This is a genomic window from Paenibacillus humicola (assembly GCF_028826105.1).
GTDB lineage: Bacteria > Bacillota > Bacilli > Paenibacillales > Paenibacillaceae > Paenibacillus_Z > Paenibacillus_Z humicola.
This window is the reverse complement of sequence record NZ_JAQGPL010000001.1, coordinates 929,213-946,077: the sequence shown is the minus strand read 5'-3', so window position 1 is coordinate 946,077 and position 16,865 is coordinate 929,213. Positions and strand designations below refer to the sequence as shown.

Below are 16,865 nucleotides of genomic sequence, written 5' to 3'. Positions count from 1 at the left end.
ACGATTCGCGGTGCTTTCCCTATTCATGAAAAAGCCCCCGGTCTGCACGGTATCGTTCCGCGCTGCCGGGGGCTTGCCTTTCACGCCGCTTAGGGCGCCGTCTCCAAGAACTTGGAGGTCGGGTTTTTCTCCATCGCGGTACGCATCGCGTATTCGTTCTCGAACAGCGCGACATAGTTTTCATTCTTGTCTTTTACCAACGTGGAATTGATTCGAAACCGGGACGGGTCGATTTGATCGTCCACGATCCACCGCGCGAACTGGAACGGCGTCCGGTGAAGCTGGATATCCACCCCGTATTCCGCTCGCATCCGGTACTCGAACACTTCGAACTGCAGCTGCCCGACGACGCCGAGAATCGTCTCGTCGAAGCTCGTCGTGCGGAACACCTGAATCGTTCCTTCTTCCGTCAGCTGCGCGATTCCCTTCTGGTACTGCTTATGCTTCAGGGCGTTCTTCACCGTGACCTTGGCGAACAGCTCCGGCGAAAACGTCGGCAGCTCGTCGAATACAACCTCCGAGCCCTGCGAAAGCGAATCCCCGATGCGGAAAATGCCCGGATCGAACAGCCCGATAATATCCCCCGGGTACGCCGATTCGACGATATCGCGGTCCTGCGCCAGAAACTGCTGCGGCTGGGACAGCTTGATCTCCTTTCCCGCCCGCACGTGCTTCACGCTCATGCCGCGGTCGAAGCGGCCGGAGCAGATGCGCAGGAAGGCGATCCGGTCGCGGTGCGCCGGGTTCATATTCGCCTGAATTTTGAAAACGTAGCCGGTGAATTTCTCGTTGATCGGCTCCACCGGACCGCCGGTGCTCATACGCGGCGTCGGGGCCGGCGCCAGCTGCAGGAAATTTTCCAGAAACGTCTGCACGCCGAAGTTGTTGACCGCGCTCCCGAAGAAGACCGGGGTCAGCTCTCCTGCGCGCACCTTTTCGAAATCGAACGGATCGCCGGCGACGTCGAGCAGCTCCAGGTCCTGGATCAGCTGGTCGGCCAAATAATCGCCGGCCATCTCGCGGATGACCGGGTCGCGGTAATCGGCGACCTTGCGCACTTCGATTTTGGAATGGTCATTCCCCTTGAACAGCTCGACCTGGTTTTTCATCCGGTCGTATACGCCGCACAGCTCGCGCCCCATGCCGATCGGCCAGTTCATCGGCACCGAGCGGATGCCGAGCACGCGCTCGATCTCCTCCATGAGGTCGAACGGGCTTTGGCCCTCCCGGTCCAGCTTGTTGATGAACGTGAAGATCGGAATGCCGCGTTTGCTGCAAACCTGGAAAAGCTTGATCGTCTGCGCCTCGACGCCTTTGGCGACGTCGATCAGCATGACCGCGCTGTCCGCGGCCGTCAGCGTCCGGTACGTGTCTTCGCTGAAGTCCTGGTGGCCGGGCGTATCGAGAATGTTGATGCGGTGTCCGCTGTAGTCGAACTGCATCACCGAGGACGTGACGGAAATGCCGCGCTGCTTCTCGATCTCCATCCAGTCGGACGTCGCATGGCGGCTCGCCTTGCGCGCCTTGACCGTGCCCGCTTCGCGGATCGCGCCGCCGAACAGCAGCAGCTTCTCGGTCAGCGTCGTTTTCCCGGCGTCCGGGTGGGAAATGATAGCGAACGTGCGCCGCTTCTCGACCTCTTGTTTCAATTCGTCGGTTAACATTTTACTCATAAGTTTGGCTGATTCTCCTCGTCAATTACATGCCGCCGATCAGAAACGCGCGGGCCGGCGCCGCTTCGATGCCGGTAAGCTTCAAGGGCGCAACGACCATAAAATAGGTGCCCGGAGCAACATCCTTCAGGCGCAGTCCTTCGACGATAATCACCTGGTTGCGGAACAGCGACCGGTGCGTCGGCAGCTCGAGCTGGGCCCTCTCGATACCGAGCGCGTCGGTGCCGACGCCGCGGATGCCGAGCTCGATCAAATACCGGGCGCCGTCCTCTTTCAAATAAACGAAATGCTCGTCAAACGTGTCGCGGAACGAGCTGCTCGTCTTGAACAGCACCCAATCGCCTCGTACGAGGCCAAGCGGCTCCAGGTCGGCCCGCGTGATGCAGTCCCGGCAGTGCGTCAGGTCGACGACACGAGCGTAACCGACGAGCTCCTCCAGCCCGATCGATTCGATCGTTTCGCCGCCCTTCAGCATATGCAGCGGGGCGTCCACATGCGTGCCGCAGTGCACCTCCATGTCGATGCGCGATTCATAAACGGCTTGACCGCTCCCGTGATTGGACACATTGACGATGCTTGGCTGCTTCGACGCGATATTTTCCCACACCTGCATCCCCGGCTTGACGGTCATTGAAATATCGTAAATTTTAAACATAGATCGGGCTCCTATTTCGCGTTCGGGCTGCCGGAAATCCAGATGACGTTGTCTTCATCCTGTCCGTTGACCGGCCACCAGTGGAAGCCGTCCTGTGCGAGCAGCTGCTCCGTCCGCTCCGGTCCCCAGGAGCCTGCCGGATAAAATTGCAGGCTGGAGCTGTTCTCGCGCCAGGCGGCGGCGATCCGGTCGACGAACGCCCATGCCTGCGCCACCTCGTCCCACCGGGTAAAATACGTCGAGTCGCCGCGCGCCGCGTCGTAGATCAATCGCTCGTACGCTTCGGGCGTGTTCAGCCCGACCTGGCAGCTTTGGCAAAATTCCATCGCAACGGGCTGAATGACATTGTCGACGCCCGGTTTTTTCGCGTTAATTTTAATGTAAATTCCTTCCATCGGGTTGACCCGGATAACGAGCAGATTCGGCGCCAGATCGTGATGTCCTGCGAACATGACGTTGTTCGGGACGTTCTTGAACTCCACGACGACCTCCGTCGTTTTCACCGGCAGGCGCTTGCCCGTCCGGAGATAAAACGGGACGCCCGCCCAGCGGAAATTGTCGACAAAAACGCGCGCCGCAAGATACGTCTCCGTGGTCGAATTCGGGTTCACCGAATCCTCCTGACGGTAGCCCGGCAGCGGCTTGCCTTTGAGCGAGCCCTCCGAATATTGGCCGCGGACGACATGCTCGTTCACTTCCTTGCTGCTTTCGAACGGGCGCAGCGAGCGCAGCACCTTCACTTTCTCGTCGCGCAAATCCTCCGGATGGAGCCGGCTCGGCGGCTCCATGGCGATCATCGCCAGCATTTGCAGCATATGGTTCTGGGTCATATCCCGCAGCGCGCCGGATTTGTCGTAGTAGCCGCCGCGTTCTTCAACGCCGACCGTTTCGGACAGCGTGATCTGAACATTGGCGATATGCCGGTTGTTCCAGAGCGGCTCGAAAAAGGCGTTGGCGAACCGGATCACCTGGATGTTCTGCACCATCTCTTTTCCGAGATAATGGTCGATGCGGAAAATTTCTTCTTCTTTAAATACCTGGCTGAGCTGCTCGTTCAGCTTGCGTGCCGATTCCAGATCGTAGCCGAACGGCTTCTCGATCACGAGCCGTTTCCAGCCTTGCGATTCCAGCAGCCCGCCGTCCCGCAGATGAAACGACACCGAGCCGAACAGCTCGGGCGCGAGCGCCAGGTAGAACAAGCGATTGCCCGGAATGCTGAATTTTGCGTCGAGCTTCTTCGTCAGGGCGCTGAGCTCCCGGAAGCCGTCGACGTTGTTGATGTCGAGCGACATGTAGACGAAATGCTCGGCAAATTTGTTCCAAAGCGCTTCGTCGTCGGCCTTGTAGCGGCAAAATTCGCCGATCGATTCGTATACGTCGGCACGGAACTGCTCGTCCGTGCGGGGTCTGCGGGCAAGCCCCACGACGGCAAAATCTTCGGCCAGTTTGCCTTCGCGGTATAAGCTGAACAGCGCAGGAAAAAGCTTCCGCCGCGCCAGATCGCCAGTGGCACCGAATAAGTAATAGACCGCTCCCGCAGCGGCGATTGCGTTCTGCTTGATTTCGTCGGCCATAGTCCCCTCATTCTTTCCTCATATATTTTTTCCGTCTTATTTACCTGGATCATGTTATGTAGTTTAGCATATCAATCCCGGAGATGCTATTCAATCGGCGCGTCAAAAAATAAGAGCGCCCCTTCGTTTCCTTACGAATCCTGCACAGTGTAATCGCCTGTAATCAAAGGTACGCCGACAATGAGCTCCGCTTCCCCGCCGCCGGCCGCCCCGGACTCGGCAATCTGCAGATTGACCGGCTTGCCGGCGCTGGTTACGCCGGTCTTCAGCTTCGGGCTGTAATACGTCACGCTGCGCGTGTGACCGTCGTCGTAGGATTCCCGCCGCTCCGCACCCGCGGCGTCCGCGATTCGGGCAGCGGCGTCCCGGCCGGCCGGTTTGCCGCGGACGGCAAAGCTTCCGTTCAGCGACAGTCCCGCCTCCGCGGCCGCTTCCTCGACCCTGCCGGCATAATTGTGGATCAAAGCGGCCTTCGTCCCCGCCGGCGGCTGCAGCAGCACGACGGCGTCCGCTGCGGAAGCGGATTCCCCGGCCGCCGCCTGCAGCCAAATCGTCAGCTCCATGCCGCCCGCCGTTTTGCGGCCGGTGTAAACGGCGCCGCCGCCACCGCCGGTCAGCGGACCGCCGCTCTGCTCGGCCAGAACGATGCCCAGCAGACCGGCAAGCTTGCGGGCGTCCTCCAGGCTCCAGGCCGCGGCTTCATCCCACCGGATCGTCCACTTGGCGCCGTCCGCACCGCCCGCAAACGACGGCCCGCTCCAGGACCAGACGGCATCGAAATCGCCGATGACGGAGACATGCGCCGGCTTCGCCGCCGCTTCCTCCCTTTTCGCCGCCTGCTCCCGCCAGACCGTCCAGCAGCCCGCCGCAAGCAAGACGGTAATGGCTGCCAATACGCCAAATCGGCCTGAAGGACGGGCGGAACGTCCGGAAACATGCGATCCTGCGCCGCTTCTCAACGCAACCCCTCCTCGAAATACGAACATTTCGCATTATTTGGGTAAACATCCATACGCAAGCGCCCCCGCCCGAATAGACTGTTCCCAGAAGGCCAGGGAGGTGTCAACCACGAGTGGAACCGATTTATCCGCTCCATGAGGAGCATATTCAAAAGTTTTGCGGCAATCTGGTATGTATCGTCACGAAGGAAGGCGAGCGTCACGTCGGCATTTTGAGCGGCTGCCGCGGCGGCCGCGTCCATTTGAACGAGCATGCCGGCGCAGGCGCCCATGCGGAAAACCAGGTCGACCTGACCTATTTGCAGGGCGCGAAGGAAAAAGGGCGCAAATCCCGAAAACCGTCGGCGTCGAAAGCGGCGGCCAAGCAGGTGCAGACCCAGGCATTGGGCCCGTACCCGTACGGCTACGGTCCATACTATCCATTTGCCGAAGCGTTCGCCATCGAATTGGCGGCGATCGCGTTTTTGTTTCTGCTGCTCTAAAGTGCCGCTTCGGCGACGGCCCGCAGGAGGACTGCGAACAGGTTCCTGCGGGCTTTCGGCCGTCTTGGACTTGTCCGCCTGCGGTGCCGGCCAAGCGGCGATGCCGTGCATGCCCGAACGCGAGAATTGTTGACGTCAACCTGCGCAGCTGCTATTGGATGTCGAGAACACCGCAACCGGTTCGGTAAAATAAACCCAATCGCACCCCATGCGGAGGTGGACGAACGATGCCGATCTCTCCCGTCATGCCGGTAACGGGCCTGAGCCGCACATGGCCGTCGGCTCGTTCCGATGAAGAAATTCGGGACTTATACAAACGGAACAAGCGGCCGGGTGATCCTTCCAGCAGCCGCCCGTTTCAGGCCGCTGCCGCCGGCTGCGGCCTCCCTCTTTCCGCCAAGGCTGCGCTTCAAGCGGCGGCCCGAATTGCGGAGAAGGCGCTTAAGAACGACGGCGGGACCGGCGAAGCCGGCGAGGCATTCGCTCGTCTCGTCAAGGAACCGGGCGGCTGTGCGGTTTACGGTTCGAATCAACGGCTTCGGTCGCAGCTCGCTTTGAACGGGTTGTTCCTCGACGCCGGAGTCTGATTTCCTGCAGGCCGGAACGATGAAAATTTTCGGCCGCTGCTTCTCTTGCGTAGTTAGACGAAGGAGCGCGGTAAGAGCAGCACGTCGACAATCGATCCCCTGGCTGCACCGCCCGGCCCGGCAGGAATGCGGATGAGCCCGTCCGCATCCGGCAATGAGGCCATCATGCTTGATTTCCCGAAGGCGAGCGGATCGGCGTACAGAACGCCCTCCCGATCGATCAGCTTCGTCTTGACGAATCGATCGTGCGGGCTGCTTTTGGCATAATCGGACAGAAGCCGGGCGGTCGTCGACTCCGGGTAAGCCTCCTCGCGGCTTGCCCCCTGCAGGCGGCGCAGAGCCGGACGGACGAACAGCTCGAAGCCCACAAAGCAGGCGCCGGGACTGCCGGACAAGGCAATCAGCAGCCTGCCGTCCACGACCGCCGCCGAAGTCGGACTGCCCGGCCGTATGGCGATTTTGTCAAAAAGCAGCCGGCTATTGTCGCCGCCCCGGAGCGCAGCCTCCGGTGAGGCGCCGAAATCAGCCGGATCATCGCCGCGAGGCCGCCCGTCCGATTCTTCCGGCCGCCAATCCGGACGGAACGCGCCGGTTTCGCGGATGCCGCGGAGAAGCGCGGCCATCACGTCATAATCGCCGACCGATACGCCCCCGGTCGTGACGACCAGATCCGCCTGCTGCAGCGCCTGCAGGATGATGCCGCTGACGGCGGCCGGATCGTCAGCGGCGCTGCCGAGCAGCAGCGGCGTTCCGCCGCTTTGCTCCACCATCGCGGCAAGCATCGCGCTGTTGCTGTCGCGGATGCCGCCCGGCGCAAGCGCAGCCGCGACGGGCTGCAGCTCGGCGCCCGTCGCGAGCACCGCGACGCGCGGGCGCGCGAACACCGGCACGTCGGCATAGCCGAACGTGCCGAGCAGCGCCGCATGGCCCGGCCGAATCGGCGTGCCGGGCCCGGCAACCAGGCTGCCGCGGCGGAATTCCTCGCCGCGCTGCGCAATGTTCTGGCCGGGCTCGGCGGCGCGATTCACCCGCACCGCAGGCCGCCCGTCCCGCAGGGCGTCCGCGGTCTGCTCCAGCATGACGACCGCGTCCGCCCCCGCCGGCACCGCCGCGCCGGTCATAATGCGCACGGCGGTGCCGGCTTCGACGTCCGCCGCGGGCAGCTCTCCCGCGGCGACCGTTCCCGCAACGCGCAGCTCCGCCGGCGATTCCGGCGACGCCAGCGCCGTATCCGCGCTGCGGACGGCGTACCCGTCCATGCAGGCGCGAGCGAACGGCGGCCAGTCCGTCGTCGCGGCAAGCGGCTCCGCCAGCCGGCGGCCGCCGGCCTGCCACAGCGGCACCGTCTCCCGCCGCCCGGGCTCCGAAGCCTCGATGACGAGGCGGATCGCTTCGTCCACCTTAATCGCCCGTCTATGAAATCGCGTCGCTCCCTGAAGCTGCCGCACGTTCGTTTTCCTCCCGCCCCGGTGTCCGAGTTCATCAAGTTTATCCTTCATTATACCAAACGAAAACCATTTGCTCTACCGCTCGGGATGCCTGTTTGTCAGCTAATCTGCCACGAAAAATGAAGGTTCCCGTCGAATAAAACCTGCCGCGGTCTTGTCCGGTCTCGTAGTCTGCCGCGATCGCGGTCCACAATGGCCGCGGACAAGCTTCCGCTACCTTGTCCGGTCTCGTTGTCTGCCGCGGCTCCGTCCGCATTGGCAGCGGACAACTTATCGCGGTCTTGCCCAGTCTCGATGTCTGCCACGGCGCCGTCCGCCGGACAAGCTGCCGGACCCGTCCTTTCAAGAGTGCGCTGCATTATGATAAAGTGGGTATACTAACCCTTTCAATCGGCACAACTAAAATATGGAATCCGTCAGGTTCAGAAAGGAGTCTTCGATGATTCCCCCCACTCCCCGCCGGCCCGTCGTCCTGCAAATCGCCGGGTATAAAAACAGCGGAAAAACGACGCTGATTGCCGCGCTCGTCCGGCTGCTGAAGCAGTCGGGCCTCACCGTCGGCACCGTGAAGCACGACGCCCACGATTTTGCAATCGATACGCCCGGCACCGACACGTGGCGTCACCGGGAAGCCGGCGCGGACATAACCGCAATCAGCTCGTCCCGCAGCAGCGCCATTATGCGCGGCGCCCCGGAATCGCTTGACGGCCTGCTTGCCCACATGCGCGGCGTCGATGTCGTACTCGTGGAAGGCTTCAAGCTGGAGCCTTACCCGAAGCTGGTGCTGATTCGCCGCCCGGAAGACGCCGCGCTAGCTAACGAGCTGAAAGCCGTTATCGCCGCTGCCGTGTGGCCGGAAGCCGCAGCCGCCCTAAGCCGGACGCTGCCGGACGAATCCTCCTTCCCGGTTTTTGCGATCGGCGATACCGAAGCGATCGGAGCGTTCGTGATGCATCGCGTTTTCCGCTGACGCCGCGGACCAGCCAGAATTCTTGCGCAGGTTTTCCCCTGCCTACAGCCCCTTCGGTTCAAGGCGTGTAGAGCAAGGCGCACAAAAAAAAGCAGGAGATCCCTCACAATCGAGATCTCCCGCCCGCCGGCCGTCCGCGTCACTCAGAAGCACTCCGGCCTCACTCCATTTATGAACATCAATCCGGCCTTTTCCATACGTTTCTGCCAAAGCGCGGAAACAAATGTACTTGGTGTTGCCTTCGGACTGCCAGCCCGCAAAGGCTGCACCCCGCGTCCGCCTTCTGTCCAAGTCCTTATGTCCTTTTGTCTTCTGTCCTTCTGTCCTTCAGTCCCTGTCCTTCTATAACCGCCACCTATCCGCCTCTATGCTTTACAATTGCCGCCCGATCCGCTCGCCATTCGCCCGCCTTACTCCGCCAATCCGTGTTTATGGGCATAAATTGCGGCCTGGGTCCGGTCCTCGACGCCGAGCTTGGCGAAAATATTCGTTACATGGAACTTGACCGTCTTGATGCCGATAAACAGCCGGTCCGCGATTTCCTGGTTGGAAAGCCCGCTCGCGACGCACTTCAGCACGTCCATTTCCCGCTCCGTCAGCTGCTCGTGCGGCGGCCGTACCGTTTCCGCTTTCGGCTGACGGAAACGGTTCATCATTTTGGCCGCGACTTGCGATTCGAGCACCGACTGTCCCCGCATCGCCGCCCGGATCGCCTCGGCGATTTCCGTCGCCCGCGACGTTTTCAGCAAATAACTGAACGCGCCCGCTTCGATGACCGGATACAGCTTGCTGTCGTCGATAAAGCTGGTCAGCACGATCACTTTGCAGTCCGGGTACAGCTCGAGCAGCCTCCGCGTCGTCTCGACGCCGTCCATTCCGTCCATCACCAAATCCATCAGCACGACGTCGGGCTGATACGCCTGTGCCAGCCGAATGCCTTCGATCCCGTTGCTCGCTTCGCCCACGACCTCGATGCCGTCTTCGGTATCCAGCACCGCCGCCAGACCGATCCGCACCATCTCGTGATCGTCGACCAGCAGTACCTTGATCGGCTGCCCGATTTCCATCCGTTTTACCGCCTCCATCCGCCGGATTTTCCCTCCCCAAGGGGTCCCGCCGCCGGGACCCAAATATCGATTACGGTGCCCTCGCCAGGCGCCGTTATAATTTGCATCCCGCCGCCGAGCACATTGGCCCGCTCCTCGATGGTGAGCAGGCCGTACGACGTCTGCTTTTTCGCCTCCAAATCGAAGCCGACGCCGTTATCCTGAAACAGCAGCCGCACGTCGCCGCCTTGCCGCTGCAGCCGGATGCCCATCTGGTCGGCCTTCGAATGGCGAAGCGAATTGGACAGCGCCTCCTGGACGATCCGGAATAAATGATCCTCCGCTTCCGGTTCGAGGCGAATGGACGGATCCACATCGAGCGAAATGTCCATCGGCACCTTCTGTTTCAATTCGTCCACCAGGCTTTGCAGCGCCTGCGCCAAATTTTTGCCGTCCAGGTGAACGGGACGAAGATGAAGGAGCAGCGCGCGCATCTCCGACTGCGCGACCGCGGCCATTTCCTCGATCAGCTGCACCTGTCTCTTGGCCCTCTCCCAATCCTTCTCCAGCGTACGGCTGACCGCCGTGGCGGTCATCGAAATCGCAAACAGCTGCTGGCTGACCGCATCGTGCAGCTCGCGCGCCAGCCGCTGGCGCTCCTCGATCACCGCGGAGAACCGGACCTGCTCCGTCCAGGCGTCCTCTTCCTCGGTTCGCTCCTTCTCTTCTTCATCCCGGCCCGCTTCCGCGGGAAGCGTCACCCGCTTCTTCCGCTTCTGCTGCTCGGTCAGGCGTTTGATCGCCGCCCGCAGCTTCACGCCCTGCAAATAACTATATGACGTCGCGGCGGCAAGCGCCGCGGCGATTATGATGAGACCGATGACGGCGGCCTGGCTTTGCAGCGAAAACAGCCGGAGCCAGGCGCCCTGCATGACGATCGCGATCAGACCCGAAATGACGAGCAGCCACAGCACCATTTCCGCCGCATTGCCGCCACGTTTGCCCGGTTTACCCGGCGTCCCCTTCTGTCCGCCGCGGTAAGCCGGTACGGGCGGGAGCCGCTCCTCTTTCCTGCCGGCGTCGGCCGCCTGTTCCGGGGCCGTATTTTCCGAAGGCTCCCGATGGTCCATCGCTTTCCGTCCCCCTTTCTATGTACCCGTACAAGAGGAACCGGCCTAACGCCGTCTCTTGGACGCGATGCCATCCCAACGGCTCCTTCCCCGCCGCATAAAAAGCCGTAGGCATGCGGCGCTCCTGTCAAAAAAGCGCCGCACGCCCGTTGATTTTATTATTCTCGCCGCTGCTTCCGATTCATTCGAAAAGCCGCCGAAATCTCGCAGGTTATTCGGCTGCCGGAGGATTCAGCCGGTTTTTGAGCGCCTGAAGCTGTTCTTCGACTTTCAGCTCTTTCGCCGGGTCAACCGTTTTTGGAGCCGCCGAACCGTTAAAGGCGTTATACGGCACGCGCATGACGTCGGCTTCCGCTTCGAGCTGCATAATTTTTTCTTCCATCCGCGAGAAGCCGCGAGACGCATTGCCGCTTTCGATCGAATGCACCGTCGTTACCTGCGCCATCTGCTTTTTCGCCTTGGCCATTTGGGCGCGGGCGGCCAGCTCGTTGCGTTTGTTGCGCAGCTGATAGAACTCTTCCTTCATGCCGTGCAGCTGCTGCATCAGCTCATCCGCCTGCGTTTTGGCCTGCACATGCAGATCGGTGTATTCCGCCGTTTTCTGGTCGAAGAAAATTTTCTCTTCAAGCAGCTTGCGCGCCAGATCCTCCTGGCCGGTGCGGATCGCCGTTTCGGCTTTCGCTTCGCGGTCCGCTCCAGCGCGCACCGCTTCGTCCAAACGCTGCTTCATCGACCGCTCGCTGGCCATCTGTTTGGCCACAGTCAGCTCCGCCTGATGAATCTCCGCTTCCATATCGCGCAAATATTGGTTCAGCATGACGACCGGATCTTCCATTTTATCGAGTACCTCGTGGATCGACGCCTTGGTCATATCTTTCATCCGTTTGAAAATGCTCATGTTAAAAATCTCCCTTCTCGTGTTTAGCCAGTTTTGCTTTCAGTTCTTCAATTTCGCGGCGGAGCGCCTTTTTCTCCAAATCCTCCATCATGGCGTCCAGGTTCGACGCCGTTTGACGCCCTGCCGATCCGCCCGCCGCGGGCGGCGGCGTATTCGTGTACGGACCTCCGGGATTGTAGCTCTGACCTTGCCCGAAGCCGCCTTGGCCGCCTTGGCCGCCGTAGCCTCCGTTCCAGCCGCCGCCATAGCCGCCGGGATACCCGCCGCCGTGTCCGAAGCCTCCGGAACCAAACCCATCATAAATGTTCGGCTCCTTCGGGACGACAAGACCGGCAAGAATGTAAATTACGATAACAAAACCGCTCGTAAAGATCGTCAGCACGATCAGAAGAATCCGCAGCAGCGTCGCATCGACGTTTAACATCTCGGCGATGCCGCCGCATAAGCCGAACAGCTTCTTATCGTGACGCGAACGATACAGCTTCCTCATGACGATTTCCATCCTTCCTGCTGCAATTTGCGCTTCAACTGCTCCATCTCGCGTTCGATGACCGATTGCACGGTGGAGCCGGCCTGGGTAATAAACTCTTGGCCTGCCCGGCGAATCTCGCGCAGGCTTTTGGCCTCGTGCTCAAGATTGCTGATGCGGTCCTCGAGCCTGCGGAACATGCCTTCCGGCTGCTGCCCCGCCTGGACGCCGTGCACGCCGCTGCCGACGTATCGCGCGTTCATCCGCTGCTGCAGACGGAGCGATTCCATCCGCGCCGCGTAATATTCCCGTTTATCGTATACGGTCTGATATTCGCTTCGCAGCTCGCGCAGCTGATCCTCAAGCTCGCTGACATTTTGCAGCGTCTGCTCGTACAGCTCGCGGTACTGGACGGCGCGCTCTTCGCTGGCCGCTTTTTCATGGAGCGCGATGCGAGCCACGTTTTCCTCGCCGGCTCTCAGCGCCGTCATCGCCTGCTGCTCGCGCTTCTCCTTCAGCTGCTCCGCCTGCAGCCACTGCGCCTTCAAGTGGCTGCCGTGCGACATATACTGCTGGTACAGCCGCTCGGCTTGAATGATTTCTTCCCTTGTCGACCAAAGAAACTGGTCGATCAGCTTTACGGGATCTTCGGCTTTCTCCAGCCGTTCGTTCAGCGTCGCGACCGTGATGTCGCGAACACGTCGCATGATACTCATGGGGGAACCTCCTTATATTATCCTGAATAATCCGTGCGCGTCAGACGCGCTTTTCGCGTTTGAACATCGATACGCCCCATACGACCAGGCCGATGGCCAGAATCAGAGGAAGCAGGCCGAGCAGCTTGCCGAACAGCATGAGCGCCCCGACCGCAATCAGAATGCTGCCGATTACCTTGCTGTTGTTTTTTAATCCGACCGCCCCGAGACCGATCAGGATGAACGGCATCAGAAAACTGAAAATCCCTGCCATATGGATGCCGACATACTTCATCACCATCAATCCGCCGATCACAACAAGCACTGCGCCTAAAGCCGTTTTTCCGTTCATTGTGAACCTACACCGCCTCTCGAAATTTCCGTTTCTTTTCCAATACGTCGCCGCGCATGAAATTGTTTCATCGCTTGCTTATGTCTTTATTGTAGGGGTTTTCGCATTTGTTCAAAACCGACCAACGGCGGTTTTTGAACCTAGACCTCGGTCGGGGCGGCTTGGAACGCGGGGCTGATACCGTTTCACCCTTTAGCCCGGGCAGCCGGAACGAATGCGTTCGGGTCAGCCGGCGGCATACTCCTGGACGAAAAAAAGCCGCAGTCCGCTTGCGCGGCTGCAGCCTGATGATTTTCCCGTATTCACACGCTCGCTTTCATCAACCGTTCCCGTTCTTCTTGTTTGCCAGAAACGCGTCGAACTGCTTCTGCTTCTCGGCGATGACCTTATCGACGCCGGCGGCTTTCATCGCGCTCATATATTCCGGCATCACCTTGTCCGGATCGACGGAGCCGGTTTCGATGGCCTTCTGATACTGCTTGATGACGTTCGCCAGCGCGCCGACCTCCGCTTTGACAGGATCGCTGTTAAAGACGAAGCCGAGGCCGGGCGACGGTTTGGCTCCTTCATTAAATTTTTTGAACTGCTCCCATTTGTCCGGCGCTTCCGTATTCCACACATGATTCAGGAACTGGTTGCCGAGCTCCCAGGCGACGCCGGGGGAATAGCGGCTCGTTTTGTCGGTCGGCGTCATAATGTCCCCGTTTAGCGTATAGTGCACCCCTTCGATGCCGAAATTGAGCAGGTTGTTAATGTCTTTATCCGTATGCAGCAGGTTGATCAGCATCATCGCGCGGGCCGGATCCTTCGACGTCGACGAGATAGCCAGCATCGCTCCCGCCGGCTCGGACGTCGCCACCGTTTTGCCGGTCAGCGTAATTTGCGCCAGCTTTCCGGGCATACCGGCGGCGTTCGCGATTTCGTCCGCTTTGCCGGGCTTCATCGGCTCGATGGTGGAGAAGACGTTGCCGGCTTTATAGGCGTCCTGGCTCGACAGCTGCGTCGTCGCGGCGTCCTTATTGATATAACCCTTCAGGAAGAAATCGCGGGCGATCTTGATATACCGCTTGTAAATGTCCAGATCCTCGGCCATCCGCACGGTCGTATCGTCGCCGTTCTTCATAATGACGCCCGGAATCGTGGCATCGCCGAGAAAATCGTATTCCGCGAAATAGTGGGCATTAAACATGCCGCCGCTCGAATACAGCGGGATAATGTCCGGACGCTTCTCCTTCACGATTTTATAGACGGCATCCAGGTCCTCGGGCTTCTTCACTTGACTCATATCGATGCCGAGCTGGTCCGCAATATCCTTGCGGTAGACAATGCCCCCGGCCGAAGCCAGCTCTTTGTTGGTCGGAATGCCGTAGTTTTTCCCGTTAATTTTCGTTCCTTCCAGAAACTTCGGATCCAGCGATTCGAGTATGCCTTGCCCGTACTGCTGCAGCAGATCGTCAAGAGGCAGGTACGCCCCCTTGGCGACGTTTTTCGCAAAGCCGTTCCACTGCGCGGTAAACAGGACGTCCACCGGCTCGCGGGAAGCGATCATCAGGTTGACTTTATCGTCCCACGCCCCCCAGTCGATCGGAGCGATGTCGATGGTCGCATTGATTTTTTTGACCAAAATTTTGTTGATGGCATCCTCGACCAGCGCTTCATCGGGCTGCGGAGGACCTTCATAAACAAGCTTCAGCTTGTACGGCTTCAGCTTGGCCGCGGCGTCCGACGCCCCGTCGCCGCCGGCAGCCGGCTCGTCCGCCTTGGCGTTCGATGCGCCGCTTCCGCTGCCGGCCGCGGGCTCGCTGCCTCCTCCGCCTCCGCAGGCGGATACGATAAGCGCGATCCCGAACAGGAGCGCCATGACCAAAGAAGCTTTCTTGTTCCACTTCGTCATCGAATATTGGACCTCCCTGAAATGAGCATGAATATGCCAAACCGGATAATCCGGTTGAAGCCGGGTGATGGACCGGTGCGGCGGATTATCCTTTTACGGCGCCGACCGTAAGTCCGCGGATGAAATATTTTTGGAAGAACGGGTACGCGAATACGATCGGGCCGACGCCGACAATGACCAGCGCCATCCGCACCGTTTCGCTCGGGAAGTTGAACATCCCGCCCGCTTTGGCAATCTCGGCCGCGGCCGTCGGGTTGCTGGATAAGTACTGGATATTGGCGAGCATTTTATAGAGCAGATACTGCACCGAAATATTGTGATCGTTCGTGATGAATACCAGGCTCAGGAACCAGTCGTTCCAATAGGTCAGCGTTTGAAACAGCGCGACGGTCGCCATAACCGGCATCGACAGCGGCAGCACGATCCGGAGAAAAATGCGCAGCTCGCCGGCTCCGTCGATTTTTGCGGATTCGATTACCGCCCCGGGAATCGTTTCCTTGAAGAACGTCCGCACGATCAGTACCCAGAAGGAGGACATCAGGAGCGGCATGATAAGCGCCCAGAGCGTGTCCTTTAATTCCAGCAGCTGCACGTAAACGAGGTACCACGGAACCAGCCCGCCGGAGAACAGCAGCGTGAAGAAAACGAAAAAGGTAAAAAATTTGGCATGCGGAAAATGGCTCCGGGAAATCGGATACGCATAGAGGGCAATGATCAGCATGCTGAGCACTGTGCCGACGACCGTGACCGTAATCGAGATTCCGTACGAATACGCGATTTGGCCGACGTCCTTATAGAGAAACTGATAGGCCGCCAGGCTGAATTTCTCAGGCAGGAACCGGTAGCCGTTCGTAAGGACTCCTTTCTCGTCGGAGAACGAAACGGAAATGATCAGCAGCAGCGGAACGATGCACATAATCGAATAGATGACGAAAAACACGTTGATGCCAAGCGATGCGAGAAAAGGCAGCTGGTTTTTGGGATTGGATCCCGCGTGTACGTTTTCGGCAATGGCCGCCATCTGATTTCCCTCCTAAAAAAGCGCGTTTTCGCTGTTGAATCGCCGCACGACCCAGTTGGACAAAAAGACGAGCGCGAAGCCGACGACCGACTGGAACAGACCCGCCGCGGATGACAGACCGATATCGCCGACGGTCAGAAACGTCCGATACACGTACGTATCGATGACGTTCGTCACCGGGAACAGCGTGCCCGATTCGCGCGGCACCTGAAAGAACAGTCCGAAATCGGCGTTGAAAATACGCCCGATCTGCAGCAGCGTCATAATCGTAATGACCGGCATAATAAGCGGAACGGTGATGCGCGTCATTTGCTGCCACTTGCTGGCGCCGTCGATTGTCGCCGCCTCGTAATATTCGTCGTCGATGCCGATGATGGCCGCCATATAAACGACGGTGTAATAGCCCATCCCTTTCCATGTATTGATGATCGGCAGAATGAAGGGCCACACTTCCTTCGTAAAATACCAGCGGATCGGTTCGAGCCCCAGCGCCGGCAGCAGCGTGCCGTTCAAATAACCGTGCTCGTCGCTCATAAAGCCGAATACGAGGTAGGCGATAACGGTCATCGACAAAAAATAAGGCAGAAACATAATCGTCTGGTGCAGCTTCGAGAGAAAGCGGTTTTTCATTTCGTTCAGCATAATGGCGAACGCAAGCGGGAAAATCAGGTTCAGCACGATAAAAGCGGAGTTGTACAGCAGCGTGTTGCGGATAATGATATAAGAATCACCGGATTGAAACAAAAACTTGAAGTTCGTGAAGCCCGACCACGGACTGTGCAGAATGCCGATATCGAATCGGACGGTCTTGAAGGCGATGACGATCCCGAGCATGGGGATATAATTGTTGAAAATCAGCAGTATAACGCCCGGAAGCAGCATCAGGTAGAACATCCAGTAATTGCGGATCAGGTAGGCCAGCGTCCATTTGAGCGTCCTGGCCTTCGTTGTTTTCTCCGTATAGACTGTAACCGCTTCCACCTCGGCCATGTCTACGTTCCTCCTTCTACGT

17 protein-coding genes are annotated in these 16,865 nt (G+C 59.5%); 3 read left to right on the top strand and 14 right to left on the bottom strand.

Annotation, left to right across the window (positions count from 1 at the left end):
- Positions 1 to 89 precede the first annotated feature (89 nt).
- From PD282_RS04590 to PD282_RS04575, 4 genes are all read right to left on the bottom strand, one after another.
- On the bottom strand, positions 90 to 1,673 hold the full coding sequence (locus PD282_RS04590) for a peptide chain release factor 3 (RefSeq protein ID WP_274649171.1): 1,584 nt from the start codon (positions 1,671 to 1,673) through the stop codon (positions 90 to 92).
- Positions 1,674 to 1,698: 25 nt separating this feature from the next.
- Entirely contained in the window at positions 1,699 to 2,328 is a 630-nt protein-coding gene (locus PD282_RS04585) for a cyclase family protein (RefSeq protein ID WP_274649170.1), read from the bottom strand.
- 11 nt (positions 2,329 to 2,339) lie between these two features.
- On the bottom strand, positions 2,340 to 3,902 hold the full coding sequence (zwf, locus tag PD282_RS04580) for a glucose-6-phosphate dehydrogenase (protein ID WP_274649169.1): 1,563 nt from the start codon (positions 3,900 to 3,902) through the stop codon (positions 2,340 to 2,342).
- A gap of 131 nt (positions 3,903 to 4,033) precedes the next feature.
- Positions 4,034 to 4,861, bottom strand: coding sequence for a YwmB family TATA-box binding protein (locus PD282_RS04575; protein ID WP_274649168.1), 828 nt, complete (start codon positions 4,859 to 4,861; stop codon positions 4,034 to 4,036).
- A 113-nt stretch (positions 4,862 to 4,974) separates the two neighbouring features.
- Between PD282_RS04575 and PD282_RS04570 the strand changes: the two genes are divergently transcribed.
- Both PD282_RS04570 and PD282_RS04565 read left to right on the top strand, forming a co-directional pair.
- The gene (locus PD282_RS04570; RefSeq protein WP_274649167.1) at positions 4,975 to 5,343 is read left to right on the top strand and encodes a hypothetical protein; all 369 of its coding nucleotides are present in this window, start codon (positions 4,975 to 4,977) and stop codon (positions 5,341 to 5,343) included.
- 227 nt (positions 5,344 to 5,570) lie between these two features.
- Entirely contained in the window at positions 5,571 to 5,930 is a 360-nt protein-coding gene (locus PD282_RS04565; protein ID WP_274649166.1) for a hypothetical protein, read from the top strand.
- Positions 5,931 to 5,983: 53 nt separating this feature from the next.
- Here PD282_RS04565 and PD282_RS04560 read toward each other — a convergent pair whose 3' ends face one another.
- Complete coding sequence (locus tag PD282_RS04560) at positions 5,984 to 7,378, bottom strand: molybdopterin molybdotransferase MoeA (protein ID WP_274649165.1); 1,395 nt, start codon at positions 7,376 to 7,378, stop codon at positions 5,984 to 5,986.
- 439 nt (positions 7,379 to 7,817) lie between these two features.
- On the opposite strand from PD282_RS04560, the gene mobB reads away from it, so the two are divergent.
- Positions 7,818 to 8,348: a molybdopterin-guanine dinucleotide biosynthesis protein B gene (gene mobB, locus PD282_RS04555; RefSeq protein ID WP_274649164.1), complete on the top strand. Its 531-nt coding sequence runs from the start codon at positions 7,818 to 7,820 to the stop codon at positions 8,346 to 8,348.
- Positions 8,349 to 8,758: 410 nt separating this feature from the next.
- Here the strand turns inward: mobB and PD282_RS04550 are convergent, their stop codons facing one another.
- The 9 genes from PD282_RS04550 to PD282_RS04510 all read right to left on the bottom strand — a co-directional run bounded on the left by PD282_RS04550 (position 8,759) and on the right by PD282_RS04510 (position 16,843).
- Entirely contained in the window at positions 8,759 to 9,433 is a 675-nt protein-coding gene (locus tag PD282_RS04550; RefSeq protein ID WP_274649163.1) for a response regulator, read from the bottom strand.
- Positions 9,421 to 10,524, bottom strand: coding sequence for a sensor histidine kinase (locus PD282_RS04545; RefSeq protein ID WP_274649162.1), 1,104 nt, complete (start codon positions 10,522 to 10,524; stop codon positions 9,421 to 9,423). The genes PD282_RS04550 and PD282_RS04545 overlap by 13 nt, the downstream gene beginning before the upstream one ends.
- Before the next feature lie 211 nt (positions 10,525 to 10,735).
- Positions 10,736 to 11,422, bottom strand: a complete 687-nt coding sequence (locus tag PD282_RS04540) for a PspA/IM30 family protein (protein WP_274649161.1) — start codon at positions 11,420 to 11,422, stop codon at positions 10,736 to 10,738.
- A gap of 1 nt (position 11,423) precedes the next feature.
- Positions 11,424 to 11,912 carry a PspC domain-containing protein gene (locus PD282_RS04535; protein ID WP_274649160.1) on the bottom strand — a complete coding sequence of 163 codons (489 nt, stop codon included), beginning with the start codon at positions 11,910 to 11,912 and terminating at the stop codon, positions 11,424 to 11,426.
- Positions 11,909 to 12,607 (bottom strand): PspA/IM30 family protein, encoded by a 699-nt coding sequence (locus PD282_RS04530; RefSeq protein WP_274649159.1) that lies wholly within the window; start codon positions 12,605 to 12,607, stop codon positions 11,909 to 11,911. The genes PD282_RS04535 and PD282_RS04530 overlap by 4 nt, the downstream gene beginning before the upstream one ends.
- A 40-nt stretch (positions 12,608 to 12,647) precedes the next feature.
- Positions 12,648 to 12,938 (bottom strand): LiaF transmembrane domain-containing protein, encoded by a 291-nt coding sequence (locus tag PD282_RS04525; RefSeq protein WP_274649158.1) that lies wholly within the window; start codon positions 12,936 to 12,938, stop codon positions 12,648 to 12,650.
- A gap of 319 nt (positions 12,939 to 13,257) precedes the next feature.
- Positions 13,258 to 14,832, bottom strand: coding sequence for an ABC transporter substrate-binding protein (locus PD282_RS04520; protein WP_274649157.1), 1,575 nt, complete (start codon positions 14,830 to 14,832; stop codon positions 13,258 to 13,260).
- 85 nt (positions 14,833 to 14,917) lie between these two features.
- On the bottom strand, positions 14,918 to 15,853 hold the full coding sequence (locus PD282_RS04515) for a carbohydrate ABC transporter permease (RefSeq protein WP_274649156.1): 936 nt from the start codon (positions 15,851 to 15,853) through the stop codon (positions 14,918 to 14,920).
- A 12-nt stretch (positions 15,854 to 15,865) separates the two neighbouring features.
- Positions 15,866 to 16,843: an ABC transporter permease gene (locus PD282_RS04510; protein WP_338045158.1), complete on the bottom strand. Its 978-nt coding sequence runs from the start codon at positions 16,841 to 16,843 to the stop codon at positions 15,866 to 15,868.
- Between the last annotated feature and the right edge of the window lie 22 nt (positions 16,844 to 16,865).

Bases quoted from the DNA above. Each gene is read 5' to 3' on its own strand.
- PD282_RS04590 (WP_274649171.1), bottom strand. From the start codon at position 1,673: ATGAGTAAAATGTTAACCGACGAATTGAAACAAGAGGTCGAGAAGCGG.
- PD282_RS04525 (WP_274649158.1), bottom strand. From the start codon at position 12,938: ATGAACGGAAAAACGGCTTTAGGCGCAGTGCTTGTTGTGATCGGCGGA.
- PD282_RS04565 (WP_274649166.1), top strand. From the start codon at position 5,571: ATGCCGATCTCTCCCGTCATGCCGGTAACGGGCCTGAGCCGCACATGG.
- PD282_RS04585 (WP_274649170.1), bottom strand. From the start codon at position 2,328: ATGTTTAAAATTTACGATATTTCAATGACCGTCAAGCCGGGGATGCAG.
- PD282_RS04535 (WP_274649160.1), bottom strand. From the start codon at position 11,912: ATGAGGAAGCTGTATCGTTCGCGTCACGATAAGAAGCTGTTCGGCTTA.
- mobB (WP_274649164.1), top strand. From the start codon at position 7,818: ATGATTCCCCCCACTCCCCGCCGGCCCGTCGTCCTGCAAATCGCCGGG.
- PD282_RS04530 (WP_274649159.1), bottom strand. From the start codon at position 12,607: ATGAGTATCATGCGACGTGTTCGCGACATCACGGTCGCGACGCTGAAC.
- PD282_RS04520 (WP_274649157.1), bottom strand. From the start codon at position 14,832: ATGACGAAGTGGAACAAGAAAGCTTCTTTGGTCATGGCGCTCCTGTTC.
- PD282_RS04545 (WP_274649162.1), bottom strand. From the start codon at position 10,524: ATGGACCATCGGGAGCCTTCGGAAAATACGGCCCCGGAACAGGCGGCC.
- PD282_RS04515 (WP_274649156.1), bottom strand. From the start codon at position 15,853: ATGGCGGCCATTGCCGAAAACGTACACGCGGGATCCAATCCCAAAAAC.
- zwf (WP_274649169.1), bottom strand. From the start codon at position 3,902: ATGGCCGACGAAATCAAGCAGAACGCAATCGCCGCTGCGGGAGCGGTC.
- PD282_RS04540 (WP_274649161.1), bottom strand. From the start codon at position 11,422: ATGAGCATTTTCAAACGGATGAAAGATATGACCAAGGCGTCGATCCAC.
- PD282_RS04550 (WP_274649163.1), bottom strand. From the start codon at position 9,433: ATGGAGGCGGTAAAACGGATGGAAATCGGGCAGCCGATCAAGGTACTG.
- PD282_RS04510 (WP_338045158.1), bottom strand. From the start codon at position 16,843: ATGGCCGAGGTGGAAGCGGTTACAGTCTATACGGAGAAAACAACGAAG.